12 protein-coding genes and 1 pseudogene are annotated in these 16,543 nt (G+C 60.9%); 7 read left to right on the forward strand and 6 right to left on the reverse strand.

The window, feature by feature from the left end; translation table 11 throughout:
- The first annotated feature begins 78 nt into the window (after positions 1-78).
- The gene (locus AC07OJ_RS21140) at positions 79-1,377 is read left to right on the forward strand and encodes a carbohydrate porin (protein ID WP_330566018.1); all 1,299 of its coding nucleotides are present in this window, start codon (positions 79-81) and stop codon (positions 1,375-1,377) included.
- Between the two features lie 171 nt (positions 1,378-1,548).
- Here AC07OJ_RS21140 and AC07OJ_RS21145 read toward each other — a convergent pair whose 3' ends face one another.
- From AC07OJ_RS21145 to AC07OJ_RS21155, 3 genes and pseudogenes are all read right to left on the reverse strand, one after another.
- The gene (locus AC07OJ_RS21145) at positions 1,549-2,565 is read right to left on the reverse strand and encodes an aldo/keto reductase (RefSeq protein ID WP_330565403.1); all 1,017 of its coding nucleotides are present in this window, start codon (positions 2,563-2,565) and stop codon (positions 1,549-1,551) included.
- Between the two features lie 42 nt (positions 2,566-2,607).
- Positions 2,608-3,003: a GlcG/HbpS family heme-binding protein gene (locus tag AC07OJ_RS21150; RefSeq protein ID WP_330565404.1), complete on the reverse strand. Its 396-nt coding sequence runs from the start codon at positions 3,001-3,003 to the stop codon at positions 2,608-2,610.
- 374 nt (positions 3,004-3,377) lie between these two features.
- Positions 3,378-4,831 (reverse strand): annotated as a pseudogene (locus AC07OJ_RS21155) (tyrosine-type recombinase/integrase).
- A gap of 454 nt (positions 4,832-5,285) precedes the next feature.
- Here AC07OJ_RS21155 and AC07OJ_RS21160 point away from each other — a divergent pair.
- Positions 5,286-5,834 (forward strand): cytochrome b, encoded by a 549-nt coding sequence (locus AC07OJ_RS21160; RefSeq protein WP_106803202.1) that lies wholly within the window; start codon positions 5,286-5,288, stop codon positions 5,832-5,834.
- Between the two features lie 58 nt (positions 5,835-5,892).
- Here AC07OJ_RS21160 and AC07OJ_RS21165 read toward each other — a convergent pair whose 3' ends face one another.
- The gene (locus AC07OJ_RS21165; RefSeq protein WP_495095111.1) at positions 5,893-6,744 is read right to left on the reverse strand and encodes a WaaZ-like lipopolysaccharide core biosynthesis protein; all 852 of its coding nucleotides are present in this window, start codon (positions 6,742-6,744) and stop codon (positions 5,893-5,895) included.
- Positions 6,745-6,999: 255 nt separating this feature from the next.
- On the opposite strand from AC07OJ_RS21165, the gene AC07OJ_RS21170 reads away from it, so the two are divergent.
- The 5 genes from AC07OJ_RS21170 (at position 7,000) to fecE (ending at position 13,512) form a co-directional block, all read left to right on the forward strand.
- Entirely contained in the window at positions 7,000-9,405 is a 2,406-nt protein-coding gene (locus AC07OJ_RS21170; RefSeq protein ID WP_495095112.1) for a TonB-dependent siderophore receptor, read from the forward strand.
- A gap of 442 nt (positions 9,406-9,847) precedes the next feature.
- Positions 9,848-10,762 carry a Fe(3+) dicitrate ABC transporter substrate-binding protein FecB gene (locus AC07OJ_RS21175; protein ID WP_495095243.1) on the forward strand — a complete coding sequence of 305 codons (915 nt, stop codon included), beginning with the start codon at positions 9,848-9,850 and terminating at the stop codon, positions 10,760-10,762.
- Between the two features lie 2 nt (positions 10,763-10,764).
- Positions 10,765-11,754 (forward strand): iron-dicitrate ABC transporter permease FecC, encoded by a 990-nt coding sequence (gene fecC / locus AC07OJ_RS21180; RefSeq protein WP_495095113.1) that lies wholly within the window; start codon positions 10,765-10,767, stop codon positions 11,752-11,754.
- Positions 11,751-12,719, forward strand: a complete 969-nt coding sequence (locus AC07OJ_RS21185) for an iron chelate uptake ABC transporter family permease subunit (protein ID WP_201145436.1) — start codon at positions 11,751-11,753, stop codon at positions 12,717-12,719. The genes fecC and AC07OJ_RS21185 overlap by 4 nt, the downstream gene beginning before the upstream one ends.
- A 4-nt stretch (positions 12,720-12,723) precedes the next feature.
- Positions 12,724-13,512 (forward strand): Fe(3+) dicitrate ABC transporter ATP-binding protein FecE, encoded by a 789-nt coding sequence (gene fecE, locus AC07OJ_RS21190; protein WP_495095114.1) that lies wholly within the window; start codon positions 12,724-12,726, stop codon positions 13,510-13,512.
- Positions 13,513-14,280: 768 nt separating this feature from the next.
- Here the strand turns inward: fecE and AC07OJ_RS21195 are convergent.
- Together AC07OJ_RS21195 and AC07OJ_RS21200 are read right to left on the reverse strand one after the other, a co-directional pair.
- Entirely contained in the window at positions 14,281-15,213 is a 933-nt protein-coding gene (locus AC07OJ_RS21195; RefSeq protein ID WP_495095115.1) for a sulfonate ABC transporter substrate-binding protein, read from the reverse strand.
- Entirely contained in the window at positions 15,210-16,541 is a 1,332-nt protein-coding gene (locus tag AC07OJ_RS21200) for an LLM class flavin-dependent oxidoreductase (protein ID WP_495095116.1), read from the reverse strand. The genes AC07OJ_RS21195 and AC07OJ_RS21200 overlap by 4 nt, the downstream gene beginning before the upstream one ends.
- Between the last annotated feature and the right edge of the window lie 2 nt (positions 16,542-16,543).

Consider the following 16,543-nt stretch of genomic DNA (forward strand, 5'->3'; position numbering starts at 1 on the left):
AACAGAGGTCGCCACACAATGATCAACGCTCAATTGCGCGGGAGGCATTCCTGCGCGCTTTTTACCGGTTTAATCGCTATGGGTTCGGTACTTTCCGGAGTTAACCAGGCCATGGCAGCCGGGCCTTTCGACAAAGATGCAGTGGGCATGACCGGCGATTGGGGCGGTACACGCAACGAACTTCTGCAGCAGGGTTATGACTTCACGCTCGATTATGTCGGCGAGCTGGGTTACAACGCCGATGGCGGTTATGACCAGGATCGAACGGCGCGCTGGGCCGGGCAGTTCACCCTCGGTGCGAAACTGGATTTGCAGAAAATCTTCGGTTGGCAGGATGCAACATTCAAGCTGGCCATCACCGAGCGTGAAGGCCACAACATCACCAATGACCGGATCAGTGACCCGCGCGCGCCGATGTACTCCTCGAACCAGGAAGTCTGGGGGCGAGGGCAGACGTGGCGACTGACGCAGATGTGGATCAGCCAGTCGTATCTGGATCAGAAACTCAACCTTAAATTCGGGCGCTTTGGTGAAGGTGAAGACTTCAACAGCTTCCCCTGCGATTTCCAGAACCTGGCGATGTGCGGTTCGCAAATGGGCAACTGGGCCGGCGGCGGTATTTGGTTCAACTGGCCAATCTCGCAGTGGGCCGGGCGAATCAAGTATGAACTGGCACCACAAGTGTTCGTCCAGGTGGGGGCTTACGAACACAACCCTTCGCTGCTGGAAGACAGTAACGGTTTCAAACTGAACCTGAGTGGCGGAGAAGGTTTGATCCTGCCGATAGAGTTGCTCTGGACGCCAACAGTGAACTCTCTGCCCGGCGAGTATCGGGTGGGCGCTTATTACAGCACTGCCGATGCCACCGATGTCGAAAGCCGTGAAGTGCCCGGTGATGTGTCCAGCAACCTGGTTTCACGTGACAGCAAATATGGTTACTGGTTAGTCGCACAACAGCAGGTCACCACTCATAATGGTGACCCCAGCCGTGGTTTGTCGCTGTTTGCCAACGTAACGGTGCAGGACCGGGAAACCAGTCAGGTCGGGCACTTTGTTCAGGCAGGATTGACCTATAAAGGCTTGTTCGATGCCCGTCCCCAGGACGATCTCGGATTCGGTGTGGCGCGCATCAGTACCAACTCGCGTTTTCGCAATAATCAGAAAGCGATCAACCAGGCCAACAACCAGACCGACTACGACAAGCCCGCGTATCAGCCGGTACAGGGTAACGAGTATGACGCTGAGTTGTACTATGGTGTCCACGCAACGAAGTGGCTGGTCATCCGCCCCAATATTCAGTACGTACACAATCCGGGAGGCGTTAGCGAGGTCGATAATGCCTGGGTGGCTGGGGTAAAAATCCAGAGCAGTTTCTAGCTTTACGGCCTGAATCTTCAGCTCTATTTCAAAGCCACGACAGCACGTCGTGGCTTTTTTGCAGGTGCCTTGTTCATCTTTTGGAAGAGCGAGCGCTCAAGTTACTTCTTTCGGCATGGATGCAAGGTCAGGTTAAGCGCGCCAGACCTTGCATTCCGTACGCTGCAACTATCAGTCAGGGGTTGGCGCGTCTTCACGCAGAAGCCCGTGACGTTTCAATGCCTGCCAGAACTCGGCAGGAATCGGGTGACTGAACCACTCAAGATTCTTCTCCAGTTGCTCCGGGGTGCGTGTGCCGGCTACGAACGAGGGAATCGCCGGGTGAGCGACCACGAACTGCATGGCGGCGGCCGGCAGTGGTACGCCATACGCCTTGCACACCACTTCGATGGCCCGTACCCGCTCAAGGATATGTGCAGGGGCCGGGGCATAGTTGTATCGAGCACTTTCGACGGCACCGGTGGCCAATATCCCTGAATTGAATCCCCCTCCGATGAGCACGGCAGCCCCCCGTTCTTCGCACAGTGGCAAGAATTCATTGAGGGAGTCCTGCTCGAGTAGCGTGTAGCGACCGGCGAGCAGGAAGCAGTCGAAATCCCGTTGCTTAAGGGCTTCATGGCAGACTTGCCATTCGTTCACCCCGACACCGATCGCTTTCACCACGCCTTCGTCGCGCAGTCGTGAGAGCGCCCGCCAGGCACCGTCCATGGCTTGCTTGAACACTTGAGGTTGTTCCGATCCACGAGTGAAGACGTCGATGTCATGGATAAAGCAAATGTCTATTCGCTCCAGCGCCAATCGTTGGAGAGAGTCTTCGAACGAGCGCATGGTGCCGTCATAGCTGTAGTCGAAGGTCATTTCATTTGGGGCAGCGTTGCTCCAGGGACTGAAATCGATTTGCGAGCGGGGCTTGGCCTTGAGAACGCGTCCGACCTTGGATGAGAGCACGAACTCATCGCGATTCTTCCAGCGCAGCGAGTGCCCGGTGCGCAGTTCGGCCAGGCCGTGGCCATACATCGGGGCAGTATCGAAGAGGCGGACACCACCTTCCCAGGCGCGTTGGAACATTGCATCCGAAGTGGCTTCGTCGGTGGGGCGAAACAGGTTGCCGACGGGGGAGGTCCCAAAGGCAAAATTGCTGACATCCAGGTTCACTCGGCCGAGTTTTCTTTTTGTAGACGGCTGCATGAGTCAATCCTCAAATAGGTAGCTGATTAAAGTTCAATAGGGTCAGAGCTGTGGGCGACCTGCTCCCAGTGCAATGACTTGATCCACCTCGACTGTTGCACCCGATATCCCGAGCCCGCCTATGACCTTGCCTTGACGGTCGTGCAGAACAATGCCGCCACCGAAGCTGATCAACCCGCCGTTGGTGCCTTCCAGGGAGTAAATATCACCCCCCGGCTGAGCCCGAACACCGAGCTCAGCGCTGTCCGTCCGGAACAACGCAGCGGTGCGAGCCTTTTTGGTGGCGACTTCTATGGCGCCGGGGAGGGCGTCATCCATTCGCAGAAAGGCTCGCAAGAGTCCGGCGTCATCAACCACGCTGATGCAGATTGCGAAGCCTTGCTCGTTTGCCAGCGACACCGCGCGACTGACAATTTCCTGAGACAGTTTATCCAGCATGTTTAGCTCCTTGAGCTGAGAGGGCAGGAGTCCTGATCATCCGGGGGCTTTGCGCTGACGTGAAGGTGGCGGGAGTGTTTGAGGGGGAAAGTTTGATGATGTCGGATGTTTAGCCCGCCAGGCAACGATGGCAGGTTAATGCGGCTGTGGAATGAAGAGTATATAGACGGTCGTAAATGGCTACGGTTTTGAACCAGGTAGCCGATGCGCTATGTCATGGCTGGCGCCATAAATAGCTCTCACTAATCAACATTGCCATCGCTGAATGACTGATCTTGGCCGATTTTTGCCGGTCATGGCTGGCCGGAACGGACCTGAAAAAGCGCGCGGCGATCCCTACGACGCTATGAAGACACAGCACTAACTAAATCGACTTATGAAGGCAGCAGTGATCCTGTCGCGGTATAATCTGGAAAAGACATCATCGATTCTGCTGGCGATGCTCGTAGGTCGAAGACAACACCGCACTGAGCCGATCGCCCAATAGGTTCCAGGCGTTTTTCTTCTCTTCGGCATAGTCGTGATGCAAGTAGTGGCGTCTCACCCGAGATCCGGCCAGTACATGATTTTGGCAGCGATCAATGACGTCCAGGCTGACGCCTAAGGCTTGCATCATGGTCGCCCCCGTACGGCGCAGGTCATGCGGCGTCCAGTCGCCGTTTTGGCCGTCGGCAAGGACTAGGGTATCGTCATGGCACCTTCTGGAGAGGGCTTTGCGGTTTTTGAATCGGGCCTGGCGATCGCCTACCTGTTTGCTCACCACTTTCACGTCCACATGCCCATCATCCAGCTTGTTCGGAAAGCACCATTGTGAGTCTCCCGTCAGGATTTTGAGTTCCTGAAAGAAATGCAGGGCGAAGGGGGAGAGGAAGACATGGTGGTCTTGTTTTTTGCCACGGGTGCCTTTGACATTTTCGCTGGGGAGGAACCAGGTCTGCTGGTCTAGATCGACATTTTTCCATTCGGCCTGCAGCAACTCGCCAATCCGGCACAGCGTGCCCAGGCTGATCCAGAGCGCAAGCTGTGTTTCCTTCTTTAGCGGTCGAATGCCGTCGTATTTTTGGCCCGCGGGGAGGGCGTCGTAATCGGCTGTCATTTGCTGGAAGCGGGTGTGCAGTTCCAACAGCTCCGCCGGGGAAAGGATCCGGCTTCTTTCCGCTTCGTAGTCAGCAGGGATCAGGGGGGAGATGTCGACCAGTTCAGTCGGATCACCCTCGATCAGTAACGCCCGCCAAGGTTGGCGTTTTCTGGCCCAGCCGAACATCTGAGTGAGGTCGGCGAAGAAGCTGATCGCTTGCCGGTGAGCGCCGCGGTTGACCACGGCGCGAATCAGCGCTCGAACATCGTGTTCGGAGACGCTGCTCACCGCGGTCTTGCCAATTGTCGGAAAAAGGTCCTTGTTAAAGCGTCGTTGCAATTCAGCATTACCATCTTTCCGTGCCACGCCATCCAATAGCCAGACCTTGACCAGGTCCTGGACGGTCAGCGTTTTCACCTTCGTCGTTTTGACTTGTTCGGCCTCTACGTTAGCAGCAGCGTATGCCTGTGTCTTGGCGGTTTTCTTTTGCTCGTTGGGATTGATCTGCTCATCAATGAGCGCCCTGGCCTGGTTGCGGGCCTTGCGGATGTCCGTCAGGGATTTGCGCGGCCAGGTTCCGCAGGCGTACTCTTTGTTCTGCTCGCCCCAGCGATAGCGATAGAAAAAGCTGACCGACACGCCGTCCTTACGGACTGAGATTCGACCGGCTAGATTGCCATCCTCTCGGAGGATTCGGCCGGCATCGTTGGGAGTCAGCGACTCGAGTTCTTTGATGGTGATTTTGGCCATGAAATGGGCTCCCCCTACTTTTACCCCCACAAAAACGTCGGCTCTTGATGGACGTTACTGGACTCTCTTAGAGCAGAATACCGCTGGAGCTCAAGTAAATACTAGCTTAGAAAATTCCAGAGTAAAATTCTGGAATCTTTCAAGAAGCATGAAAAAGGAGATGGGGTGCTAGGGGTCGAGTGTTCGAATCACTCCGTCCCGACCATATTTTCAATGACTTAGCCCAATCTGAAACGATTGGGCTTTTTCATGCCCGTAAAAAAGTAATCGCGCCTCGCAGGCTGGCCGCGAAGGTCGGTGAAGTCCCCACTTTGTTAACGCTGCAGCCTATCTGAAGACCCGCCATCCCCCCTGAAAAATCAGAAAACTCGATCATCATCATCGGCATTTTACGGTTTTTCGATAACGCCCATTGACGATAATCCAAGCTTCTCAAAAAGGGAGAGCTATCCGAATGTCGAAGGCAGAAAGCTATACGGCCACCGCGAAGTGGTTGCACTGGGGCATGGCGCTGATCTGGGTGGTGGCTTGGTTTGTCGGGATTGTGGCGGTGCATTGGCGCGATGAGCTTAACCCTCAGCACCAGCTCACCTTTGTCCATAAGGCGATGGCCAGCGTTCTGCTCTTGCTTATCGTGCTGCGTGTTGGCTGGCGTCTTACACATGCGGCCCCGGCGATGCCTGCGACGATGAGCCCGCTGATGCAGCGGGGCGCGTTCGTCGGTCATCTGCTGTTGTACGGCGTTGCGCTTGTGGGGTTGCCGATGTCCGGCTGGTACTGGAGTTCGGTTGCAGACAAACCCATCCTGCTCGCCGGGTTGTTGCTGTTGCCGCCGCTGGTGGAGCCTGATCAAAGTCTCTATGACTTGGCGAAGGCCATCCACACCTACACTGCTTGGCTATGCGGGGTACTTGTGGGTGGGCATGCATTGGTGGCGCTGAAGCATCACTTCATTGACAAGGACAACGTGCTCGCAGGCATGCTGCCCGGCCGCGGCGATTGAAGGGGGAGCGTGATCGGCGCGCTCCAGGGCTTGGGCCCTGGAAGTGCTGCGCGCAGGCTTACTGGAGCATCGCCTGGACTTCCCCCAGCGTCACGCGGGGTATGACGCTCTCTGGGATCCGCGAGCAGTCGGAGAAGTTGTACACCATGAAGTCATTACCCATGACCTTCCTGGACATCAGCTCGAGCGAGGGAAGGATGCGGGTTTCATAGTGCTCATCGAGCCCGCAGGGCGACTTGACCGAGTCTTGGGTCTCGTAGAACCGTCCCGAATTTTCATGCAGGTCGACGCCGACCAGAAAGACCTTGGTGAAGCCTGCGTGGTAGGCCAACTGGATGGCCAGGTAGGCCACGGTTCGTGCGTCGAAAAAACCCTTGCTCATGTCTTTGCTGAAGCCTACCGGCCTTTTGCGCATTGCGAGCAGGGAGTGGTCGGCCACCAGGGCAGCGTGTCTGCCCATGGCCGCATCGAGCCAGGAGGGTCTTTTCGCCTTGGTCAGCCGATAGAGCTGCCCGGTCGGACGCGCACGGGACGATTGCGCATGGTCCTCCCACAGCGCCACGCGTTTGCTGGTTGCCATGGCGTATTTGAATAAATCCGGCTGTTGCTTGGAGAAGCTTCTGTCGGTGCAGGCGTAAAAAAACGGTTGGATGTCTGTGTTCAGAAACATCGAGACAGCGCCGTTCATCGTGATCATAGGCACGTGCGCAAACGTTTCGAACGGGAATGACTTGGCTGACAGGCCGGAGGCAATAATGAATACGGCGCCTGATTCGATATTCCGACAGCTATCAAAGTCGTGCACAGCCTGCTGGCTTGCGTTAGCGTGCCTGGGGCCTGAGAGGCGGGCATACAGAGCGTCCTTGGCGGCGCCAGCATGCTCGGTCTCGACGAAGGACATCTGTTTCATCCGACCCATCCGTGTAGTGAAATGAAAATAGGTACATCAGCCGACCCGGAAGCTTCGTGGGAGTTCCTTTATAAAAAAGACTACATAAACGCACGCTTCGAAAAATCCGAAACTCTTGTGGCTCTTTTCCCCATTTTTCAGGGAGGTGGCGTCGCCATTTCCCTGCGATGTTGAAGAAAGTTGGCCGAAGCCTGTCCCCTTTTTTCGCCTCGCCTGTCATTCCAGGCAAGTGAACAAAATCGAGAGCTTCCTCCAATGCCCGCAGTTCTACCTTTGCGCTTGCGCCCGTTGCTGAAACTGAGCCTGATGCTGAGCCTCAGCGCCAGCCCGTTGTTCGTCCCCGTCAGCTATGCCGAAGACACCGCCGCCCGGCGCAGTTACCAGGTGCCGGCCGGCAGCCTGAGCGCGGCGCTGACCCGGTTTGCCGGGTTGTCGGGCGTCAACCTGTCCGTCGACCCGGCGCTGGTCAGCGGCCGCAGCAGCAGTGGCTTGTCCGGTGAATATGGGGTGGAGGAGGGCTTTGCCCGCTTGCTGCAAGGGTCGGGCCTGCAATTGCAACCGATGGGCGACCGCGATTACATGCTGGTGCCGATACCGGATGGCAGCAGCCTGGAGCTGGCGCCGACCTCGATTCTCGGCACCACCGGCCTCTACGACGGCGACACCTACGCCGGTGGCCAGGTGGCGCGGCGCGGCTCGCAGGGCCTGCTGGGCACGCGGGACTTCATGGAAACCCCGTTCAGCATGACCACCTACACCCAGGATGCGGTGAAGAATCAGCAGGCGCGCACGCTCGGTGACCTGATTGCCAGCGACCCGTCGGTACGCGCCACCAACCCGGCCGGTGGGCGCTATGAACAGTTCACCATCCGCGGCTTCAGCCTGTTCAACAGCGATGTGGCCTACAACGGCCTCTACGGCGTGTTGCCGACCTACACCATCGACATGGAAATGGCCGACCGCGTCGACATCTTCAAAGGCCCGACCCAGTTGATCAACGGCATCTCGCCGCGTGGCAGCGTGGGCGGCGGGATCAACGTGGTGCCCAAGCGCGCCACCGACAAGGACATCAACTCGTTTACCGGCAACTGGGCCTCCGACAGCCAGGCCGGCGGCGCCGTGGATGTAGGGCGGCGCTTTGGCGAGGACAACAAGTTCGGTATCCGCTTCAACGGCGTCAAGCAGTCCGGCGACACCGAGTGGGACCACCAGAGTGTCGACCGTGAAATGGCCGTGCTCGGCCTGGATTATCGTGGCGAGCGCCTGCGTCTTTCCACGGATATCGGTCACACCGAGCGCGACACCGATGCCCCGCAGGAGCGGGTGCAGGTGGCAGCCAATGCGCCGGTGCCGAGCGCCAACGATGTGCGTCGCAATTACGCGCAGTCCTGGAGCAAGGCCAGCACCAACGACACCTTCGGGACGGTCAACGCCGAGTACGACCTCAGCGATAACGTCATGCTGTACGGCGGTATGGGCGCGCGCAAAAGTAACCACGACTTCCTGCGCCATGCAGTGTCTGTGACCAACGCCGCCGGCGACTTCCTGGTGCTGCCGCGCGATTTCACCCGCGATGAAAATGTGCGCACCTACACCGCCGGCGTGCGCAACTGGTTCCAGACCGGCTCGGTGAGCCATGAGGTCAACCTGGCCGCCAGCTACTTCTATATGGATTTCGAAAACGGCGGCGCACGGTATGCGCAGGGCCGCAGCAACCTCTACAACCCGGTGCAGATACCGACACCCTCGGTGCAAACCCGCCCCGATCCGAAGGTCTACACCGAGAACCGCTTCAGTGGCGTGGCGTTGTCCGATACCCTGGGCTTCTTTGACGACCGCCTGCTGTTGACCCTCGGCGCGCGCTGGCAGCGGGTCAAGGTGGATGACTGGAACAACGGGGTCAAAGGCCGCACCGCCTATGACGAAGAAAAGATCTCGCCGTCCGGTGGCCTGTTGTTCAAGGCCACCGACAAACTGTCGCTGTATGCCAACTACATGGAAGGCCTGAGCCAGGGCAAGGTCGCGCCGTCGACCTCGGCCAACGACGATGAAATCTTCCCGCCGTTCATCAGCCGCCAGGTGGAAGTCGGCGCCAAATACGACGCCGGCGCCTTTGCGGTGACCGCTGCGGTGTTCCGTATCAAGCAGCCTGCCTACGAAACCAATGCCATCACGACGGTGTTCGGTCCCAACGGCAAGCGCCAGAACACCGGTGCGGAGCTGAGCATGTTCGGCGAGCCGCTCAAGGGCGTGCGCCTGCTCGGCGGGGTGATGTACATCGACAGCAAGCTGCAGGACACCACCAACGGCGCCACCAACGGCAACCGCGCGCCGGCCACGCCCAAGTACAACGTCAACCTCGGCGCCGAATGGGATGTGCCGGGCCTCGAAGGTTTGACGCTGACCAGCCGTGGCATCTACTCCAGCTCGCAGTACCTGGACACCTCCAACGTCAAGGAGATCGACGCCTGGAACCGTGTCGACGTCGGCGCGCGCTATGCGTTCAAGGTGGATGACAAGCACATTACCTTGCGCGCGAACGTGGAAAACGTCGCCGATAAACGCTACTGGAGTTCGGCGGGAGCGTCGGATGACAGCGAGCCGGGGCTGACCCTGTCGACACCGCGTACGTATTTGCTGTCGGCTACTGTCGATTTCTGATCGCTGTGACGGGTATGCCTGGGTAGGGGGCTTTCTATGGTGAGCAGGCTTTCTATGGTGAGCCTGCAGGGCGGGGTGCGCAGGATCTTTTGTGGCGAGCGGGCTTGCCCCGCGTTGGGCTGCGCAGCAGCCCCTTTCAAGCAAAATGCGGTGTGCCAGGCATTCCATGCTGATCTGTTTTGGGGCTGCTACGCAGCCCAACGCGGGGCAAGCCCGCTCGCCACAGGAGCGTGCTCACCACAATAAATTTGCTGACTCCAACAAGCCTGCTCACCCCAACAAGTTTGCTGACCCCAACAGGCTTGCTCAGCACAACAAGCCCGTTGCCAGGGTGGAAATGAGAATGTTTTTTGATCACGCCGCGCCGATATGGAATAGTACCCGCCGTTTTCCCCAGCCTGTCTAGCCGGGGTGTTTTAACGCCGAGGTACTTGTCATGCGAATGCTGCGCTCCATCCCGACCCTTGCCGCCTGCCTCCTGGCGTTTTCTTCAAGCGTGTTAAGCGCTGCGCCCATCGACCTCAATGACGGCCAGCACGCCGTGCATCTATCGGATGCGCCCAAGCGCGTGGTGGTACTGGAGTTCTCCTTTCTCGACAGCCTGGCCGCCGTCGACGTCACACCCGTTGGCGCCGCTGACGATGGCGACGCCAACCGCGTGCTGCCCAGGGTGCGCCAAGCCATCGGCCAGTGGCAGTCCGTAGGCCTGCGTTCGCAGCCGAGCATCGAGGAAATCGCCCGGCTCAAGCCGGACCTGATCGTTGCCGACCTTAACCGCCATCAGGCGCTGTACAGCGACTTGGCGAGCATTGCGCCGACTCTGTTGCTGCCCTCGCGCGGCGAGGATTACCAGGGCAGCCTCAAGTCCGCCGAACTGATCGGCAAGGCCCTCGGCAAAGGCCCGCAGATGCAAGCGCGTATCGCGCAGAACCGCGACAACCTGAAAAAAATCGCCGCGCAGATCCCCGCCGGCACCAACGTATTGTTTGGTGTCGCGCGGGAAGACAGCTTCTCGGTGCACGGCCCGGACTCCTACGCGGGCAGCGTGCTGCAGGCGATCGGCCTGAAGGTGCCAGCGGTACGCGCGAATGCGGCGCCGACCGAGTTCGTCAGCCTGGAGCAACTCCTCGCCCTCGACCCGGGTTGGTTACTGGTCGGCCATTACCGCCGCCCGAGCATCGTCGACAGCTGGAGCAAGCAGCCGCTGTGGCAAGTGCTCGGCGCCGTACGTCACCAGCAGGTGGCCGAAGTGGATGGCGACAGCTGGGCGCGTAACCGTGGGGTGCTGGCATCGGAGCAGATCGCCGAAGACGCGTTGGCGATTCTCAAGGGCGGTAAAGCCGTACTGAGCCAATAAGCATGGCGCGCAGTGTGGCGGCAGCCGGCATTCTGCTGCTCGGCGCCGGGTTGTTCTGGCTGTCGTTGTACAGCTGGTCACCGTTCACCCTCACGGCGGCGGATGCCTGGAACGGCCTGGTTCATCAGGGCCGTGTCGGCGGCAACATGGCCTATATCGTGGCTCAGTTGCGTGTGCCGCGAGCGCTGTGCGCGGCGTTGGTGGGGGCTTGCCTGGGCCTGGCCGGTGCGCTGATGCAAGGCATCACCCGCAACCGCCTGGCATCGCCTTCGTTGTTCGGCGTGACGGCGGGGGCGGCGTTGGGGCTTGCGTTGTTTTCCACCGGGTTGGTCGCGTTGCCGTTCGCCGGTGGCGCCTTGCTGATGACCTGCCTGGGCGGCGCACTGGCCTGGATCACGGTGTTCAGCCTCGGCGGTGCCTGGTCGCCGACCACGGCCCAGGGGCGCCTGGTATTGGCGGGCGTTGCCGTCGCAGCCCTGTGTGCAGCCTTGACCCGCCTCACCGTGATCCTGGTCGAGGCCCAGGCGCAAAGCGTGTTGAACTGGCTGGCCGGTTCCCTGGCCAACGTCGGTGCGGCGCAGGTGCAATTGCTTTGGCCGTGCACCTTGATCGGCGGCCTGTGGGCGCTGTGGTGCGCGCCGCGCTTGAACCTGATCAACCTCGGCGAAGACGCCGCGCGCTCGTTGGGCGTGGGCATCGCCAGCCTACGCCTGCAGGTGTTTGTCGCCAGCCTGTTGCTGGTGGGCGCTAGCGTTTGCGCGGTGGGGCCGATTGGTTTTGTCGGGCTGATCGCGCCGAATATCCTGCGCCAGTTTCTCGGCAACGATTACCGCTGGCTGATCCCGCTGAGCGCGGCGTTGGGTGCGGTGATCGTGCTGGGCGCCGACCTGCTCAGCCGCGCCGTGGCCTTCCCGGTGGAAACCCCGGCCGGGGTGGTCACCGCGTTGATTGGTGCGCCGTTCTTCCTCTTTCTCGCCAGGCGTGCCCTATGACCCAGCCACGATTGCGCCTCTGGCTGTTGCTCGGTTTGTTGGTGCTGGCGACCTTTGTCAGCCTCAGCGCGGGCACCGTGTGGCTCGCGCCGGAGACCGTGCTGGACCGCCTGCTGGCCCATGACGCGCTCGACTTTGAAGTGTGGAACCACCGCCTGCCACGCAGCCTGATCGCGATCCTCGCAGGCTGCGCATTCGGCCTGGCCGGGGCGATTGTGCAGGGGGTGATTCGCAACCCGCTGGCCTCGCCGGAAATCCTCGGCGTGACACAAGGCGCGGGGTTGGCGCTGACCGTGGCGATCATCGGCTGGCCGCACCTGCCGATCGCCTGGCTGCCGCTGGTGGCGTGCCTGGGCGGTGCCGGCGGCGCGTTGCTGCTGGCGCTGTACAACACCGGCGTGAGTTTTTCCGGGGTGCGCTTTGCGCTGTCCGGGGTGGCGATTGCGGTGACCCTGTCCAGCGTCACCGAGTTTCTGATCCTGTCCCATCCGCTGGATATCAACACCGCCTTGCTCGCGCTGACCGGCAGTCTGTGGAGCCGCAACTGGCACCATGTGGCACTGGTGCTGCCGTTCCTGGTGCTGATCCCGCTGGGTTTGTGCCTGGCCAAGCCGCTGAACCTGATCGCCCTGGGCGATGAAGCCGCCCACAGCCTGGGCACCGCGCTCGGCCGCACGCGCTGGCTGGCAATGGCTTGCGCGGTGCTGCTCACCAGCCTGGGGGTGGGCGTGATCGGCCCGATCGGGTTTATCGGCCTGGTCGCACCCCACATGGCGCGGCGCCTGGTGGGCGGGCATCACCACTATTTGCTGCCGGCAGCGATGCTGATCGGCGCGCTGCTGCTGGTGCTCGCCGACACCCTCGGGCGCAGCTTGATTGCGCCCAGCGAAATCCCTGCGGGGGTGCTCACGGCGGTGATTGGCGCGCCGTATTTTCTTTGGTTGCTGGCACGGTTCAAGGGCTGATCACATGAGTATTCTCCACGCACGACAGCTCGATATCGGTTACGGCGCGACGCGCATCGTGCAGGGCCTGTCGTTCGCGCCGCCGGTGGGCAAGGTCACCGCGTTGATCGGCCCCAACGGCTGCGGCAAGTCCACCTTGCTCAAGGCATTTGCGCGCATTCTCAAGCCGACCCAGGGTGAGTTGACCTTGGATGGCCAGGCCTATGCGAGCCTGTCTGCCCGCCAACTGGCGCGACAGATCGCGTTTCTGCCCCAGGTGTTGCCGGTGCCGGAGGGCGTCAGCGTGCGCCAGTTGATCGCCTACGGTCGCAGCCCGCACAACTCACTGTGGGGGCGCCTGAGCGGCAACGACCAGTCCCATGTGACCCAGGCCATGCAGCGCCTGGAACTGGATAACCTGGCCGACCGTGCCCTGGCCGACCTGTCCGGCGGCCAGCGCCAACGTGCCTGGCTGGCCATGGTACTGGCGCAGAACGCGCCCGTGGTGCTGCTCGACGAACCCACCACCTACCTCGACATCAGCCACCAGGTCGAACTGCTCGACCTGATGGGCGAACTCGCCGCCGAAGGCAAGACGGTGATCACCGTGCTCCACGACATCAACCAGGCCTGCCGCTACGCCGATCACCTGGCGGTGATGCACGGCGGCAAGCTGGTGGCCGATGGCGCGCCGGAGCAAGTGATCAGTGCCGAGTTGATGCGCCAGGTGTTTGAAGTGCAAGTGCAGATCATGCAGGAGCCGGTGGCGGGCACGCCCATGTGCCTGGTCGAGAAGAGCACCCGGCTCGGTTAGAAAATGGGGAGTGGGTTTGCTGGCTTAGGCGGTGTGTCAGCCATCTCATGCAGTGGCTGACCCACCGCCTTCGCAGGCAAGCCAGCTCCCACAGTTGGGTTGTGTTTCAAGTTCGAACCGGGTCGTACCGTCGGCGCGAATGTTGGCGAAACACCTCGAATCCAAACCCGGACGATGATCAAAACTGTGGGAGCGGGCTTGCTCGCGAAGGCGGTGTATCAGTCACCTCATGCAGTGGCTGACCCACCGCCTTCGCAGGCAAGCCAGCTCCCACATTTGGGTTGTATTTCAAGTTCGAACCGGGTCGTATCGTCGGCGCGAATGTGGGCGAAACACCTCGAATCCAAGCCCGGACGGCGATCAAAACTGTGGGAGCGGGCTTGCTCGCGAAGGCGGTGTATCAGTCACCTCATGCAGTGGCTGACCGACCGCTATCGCAGGCAAGCCAGCTCCCACATTTGGGTTGTATTTCAAGTTCGAACCGGGTCGTACCGTCGGCGCGAATGTGGGCGAAACACCTCGAATCCAAACCCGGACGATGATCAAAACTGTGGAAGCGGGCTTGCTCGCGAAGACTGTGTACCAGTCACCTCATGCAGTGGCTGACCCACCGCCTTCGCAGGCAAGCCAGCTCCCACATGGGATTTTGTGTTGTGGCTCAGGGCACCGCGCAACCTGTGGGAGCTGGCTTGCCTGCGATGGCGGGCTATCCGTCGATACAAGGTCAACTGACCCACCGCCTTCATGGGCATCTCCACAGTGCTGCTATCAGCGAGCGTCAACACTCCACGCTGCCTTCTTCACTTCAATCGCCTTGGGCAGCAGGTGGTTCTGAAAGAATAAATCTGCCGTCGCCTGCTGCGCGTTAATGATCCCCTCATCAATCGGCAAGATCGGCGAAGGCGGGCGGTTATCCATGTAGCGTGCGATCACTTCGCGGGGCAGGCCCATGAACTGTGTCAGCACGCGCAGGCTGTCTTCGCGCTGGCTGCGGGTGAGGGCTTCGGCGCTGCTGAGTTCATCCAAGAGATCATGGATAAAGCCGCCGTTGTCCTTCGCATATTCGCGCCGCGCGGTATACACCGGCCCCGACAGGCCCAGGCCTTCGCCGTTGGCCAGCACATGGCTGGGGCTCTGGCTCAAGGCGAGTGACGAGTAGGGTTCCCAGATCGCCCAGGCATCCACGCTGCCTTGTTCGAACGCCGCGCGCGCGTCAGCGGGGGGCAGGTACACCGGCTGAATATCCTTGTAGCTCAGGCCGGCTTTATTCAGGGCACGCAGGATCAGGTTGTGAGAGCTTGAGCCTTTCTGGAACGCGACTTTCTTGCCCTTCAGGTCCGCCACTGAATGCAGCGGGCTGTCGTTGCGCACCAGAATGGTTTCGGCACTGGGCTTGGGGGGCTCGGCGCCGATGTAGACCAGGTCGGCGCCGGCGGCCTGGGCGAACAGCGGCGGGATGTCACCGGTCGAGCCCACGTCCAGCGCACCGACGTTCAGCGCTTCGAGCATCTGCGGGCCGGCGGGGAATTCGATCCACTTCACCGTCGTCTGCGGAAAGCGCTGTTCGAGCAAGCCATGTTCCTTGGCCAGCACCAGGGCAATCGAGCCTTTCTGATAGCCGATGCGCAAAGTGTCGGGTGCGGCCGCCAATGCGGTGTGCGTAACCGCCAGCAGGCTGAGCAATAACGAGGCAATCCTCATGCCTGAACCTCCTTGAAGCGATTTTGCGGGCGCGCCAAACCGAGGTTTTCGCGCAAGGTCGAGCCGCTGTATTCGGTGCGAAACAGGCCGCGCCGTTGCAGCTCGGGCACCACCTCGCGGGCAAAGTCTTCCAGCCCACCGGGCAGATGCGGCACGAGGATATTAAAACCATCCGCTGCACCCTGTTCGAACCAGCGCTGCAGCTCGTCGGCGATCTGCGTGGGTGTGCCGATCAGGCTGTAATGCCCGCGACCGCCGGCAATTCGCCGGCCCAGTTGTGCCAGTGTCAGATGCTCGCGTTCGGCCAGTTCGCTCAACAGTTGCTGGCGGCTGCGCTGCCCGCTGTCGGTCAACGGCAGCGCCGGCAACGGCCCGTCCAGCGGGTAGCCGGACAGGTCGAAATTGCCCAGCATGCGCCCCAGCAACGCGACGCCCACTTCAGGTTCAACCAGCGCCTGGAACGTGGCGAATTTGGCCTGCGCCTCGGCCTCGGTCTGCCCGACCACCACAAATACGCCAGGCATGATTTTCAGCGCGTCCGCCTCACGTCCATACCGGCTCAAACGCGCCTTGAGGTCGGCATAGAACGCCTGGGCATTCGCCAGCGACGTCTGCGCGGTAAACACCACCTCGGCGGTCTGCGCGGCCAGCTCGCGGCCCGCTTCGGAAGAGCCGGCCTGCACGATCACCGGCTGGCCCTGGGGCGAGCGCGCCACATTCAACGGGCCCTTGACCCGGAAGTGTTCGCCGACATGCTCCAGCACATGCCGCTTGCTCGGGTCGTAATAGGTGCCACTGGCTTTGTCGCGCACAAAGGCATCGTCTTCCCAGCTGTCCCACAGGCCGGTGACCACTTGGTGAAACTCGCGCGCGCGGCTGTAGCGCTCAGCATGGCCCAGGTGTTCCTCGCGCCCGAAGTTCTGCGCTTCGGCGGCGTTGTCCGAGGTCACCAGGTTCCAGCCGGCGCGCCCGCCGGACAAGTGATCCAGCGATGCAAATTTACGCGCCACATGGTAAGGCTCGTTATAGCTGGTGGTCGCCGTGGCGATCAGGCCGATATGCTCCGTCACTGCACTCAACGCCGACAGCAATGTCAGCGGTTCGAAATGGTCCGAGCGCGCCATATGGCTGGCGACCTCACCGGTGGCGGCAGCGATGCTGTCTGCCACGAACAGCGCATCGAACTTCGCCGCCTCGGCCACGCGCGCCAGGTGTTTGTACTGGGCGAAATCCAGCCCGGCATTCGCCGGCACGTCCGGGTGGCGCCAGGCGGCGACATGGTGCCCGGTGGCCATCAGGAAGGCGCCGAGTTTCAGTTGACGGCTCATGC

Source organism: Pseudomonas sp. GW821-FHT09C08 (assembly GCF_059418125.1).

Coding starts and splice junctions, on each gene's coding strand:
- AC07OJ_RS21145 (WP_330565403.1), bottom strand. CDS start 2,565: ATGCAGCCGTCTACAAAAAGAAAACTCGGCCGAGTGAACCTGGATGTC.
- fecC (WP_495095113.1), top strand. CDS start 10,765: ATGGCGCGCAGTGTGGCGGCAGCCGGCATTCTGCTGCTCGGCGCCGGG.
- AC07OJ_RS21170 (WP_495095112.1), top strand. CDS start 7,000: ATGCCCGCAGTTCTACCTTTGCGCTTGCGCCCGTTGCTGAAACTGAGC.
- AC07OJ_RS21165 (WP_495095111.1), bottom strand. CDS start 6,744: ATGAAACAGATGTCCTTCGTCGAGACCGAGCATGCTGGCGCCGCCAAG.
- AC07OJ_RS21140 (WP_330566018.1), top strand. CDS start 79: ATGGGTTCGGTACTTTCCGGAGTTAACCAGGCCATGGCAGCCGGGCCT.
- AC07OJ_RS21175 (WP_495095243.1), top strand. CDS start 9,848: ATGCTGCGCTCCATCCCGACCCTTGCCGCCTGCCTCCTGGCGTTTTCT.
- AC07OJ_RS21200 (WP_495095116.1), bottom strand. CDS start 16,541: ATGAGCCGTCAACTGAAACTCGGCGCCTTCCTGATGGCCACCGGGCAC.
- AC07OJ_RS21150 (WP_330565404.1), bottom strand. CDS start 3,003: ATGCTGGATAAACTGTCTCAGGAAATTGTCAGTCGCGCGGTGTCGCTG.
- AC07OJ_RS21160 (WP_106803202.1), top strand. CDS start 5,286: ATGTCGAAGGCAGAAAGCTATACGGCCACCGCGAAGTGGTTGCACTGG.
- AC07OJ_RS21185 (WP_201145436.1), top strand. CDS start 11,751: ATGACCCAGCCACGATTGCGCCTCTGGCTGTTGCTCGGTTTGTTGGTG.
- fecE (WP_495095114.1), top strand. CDS start 12,724: ATGAGTATTCTCCACGCACGACAGCTCGATATCGGTTACGGCGCGACG.
- AC07OJ_RS21195 (WP_495095115.1), bottom strand. CDS start 15,213: ATGAGGATTGCCTCGTTATTGCTCAGCCTGCTGGCGGTTACGCACACC.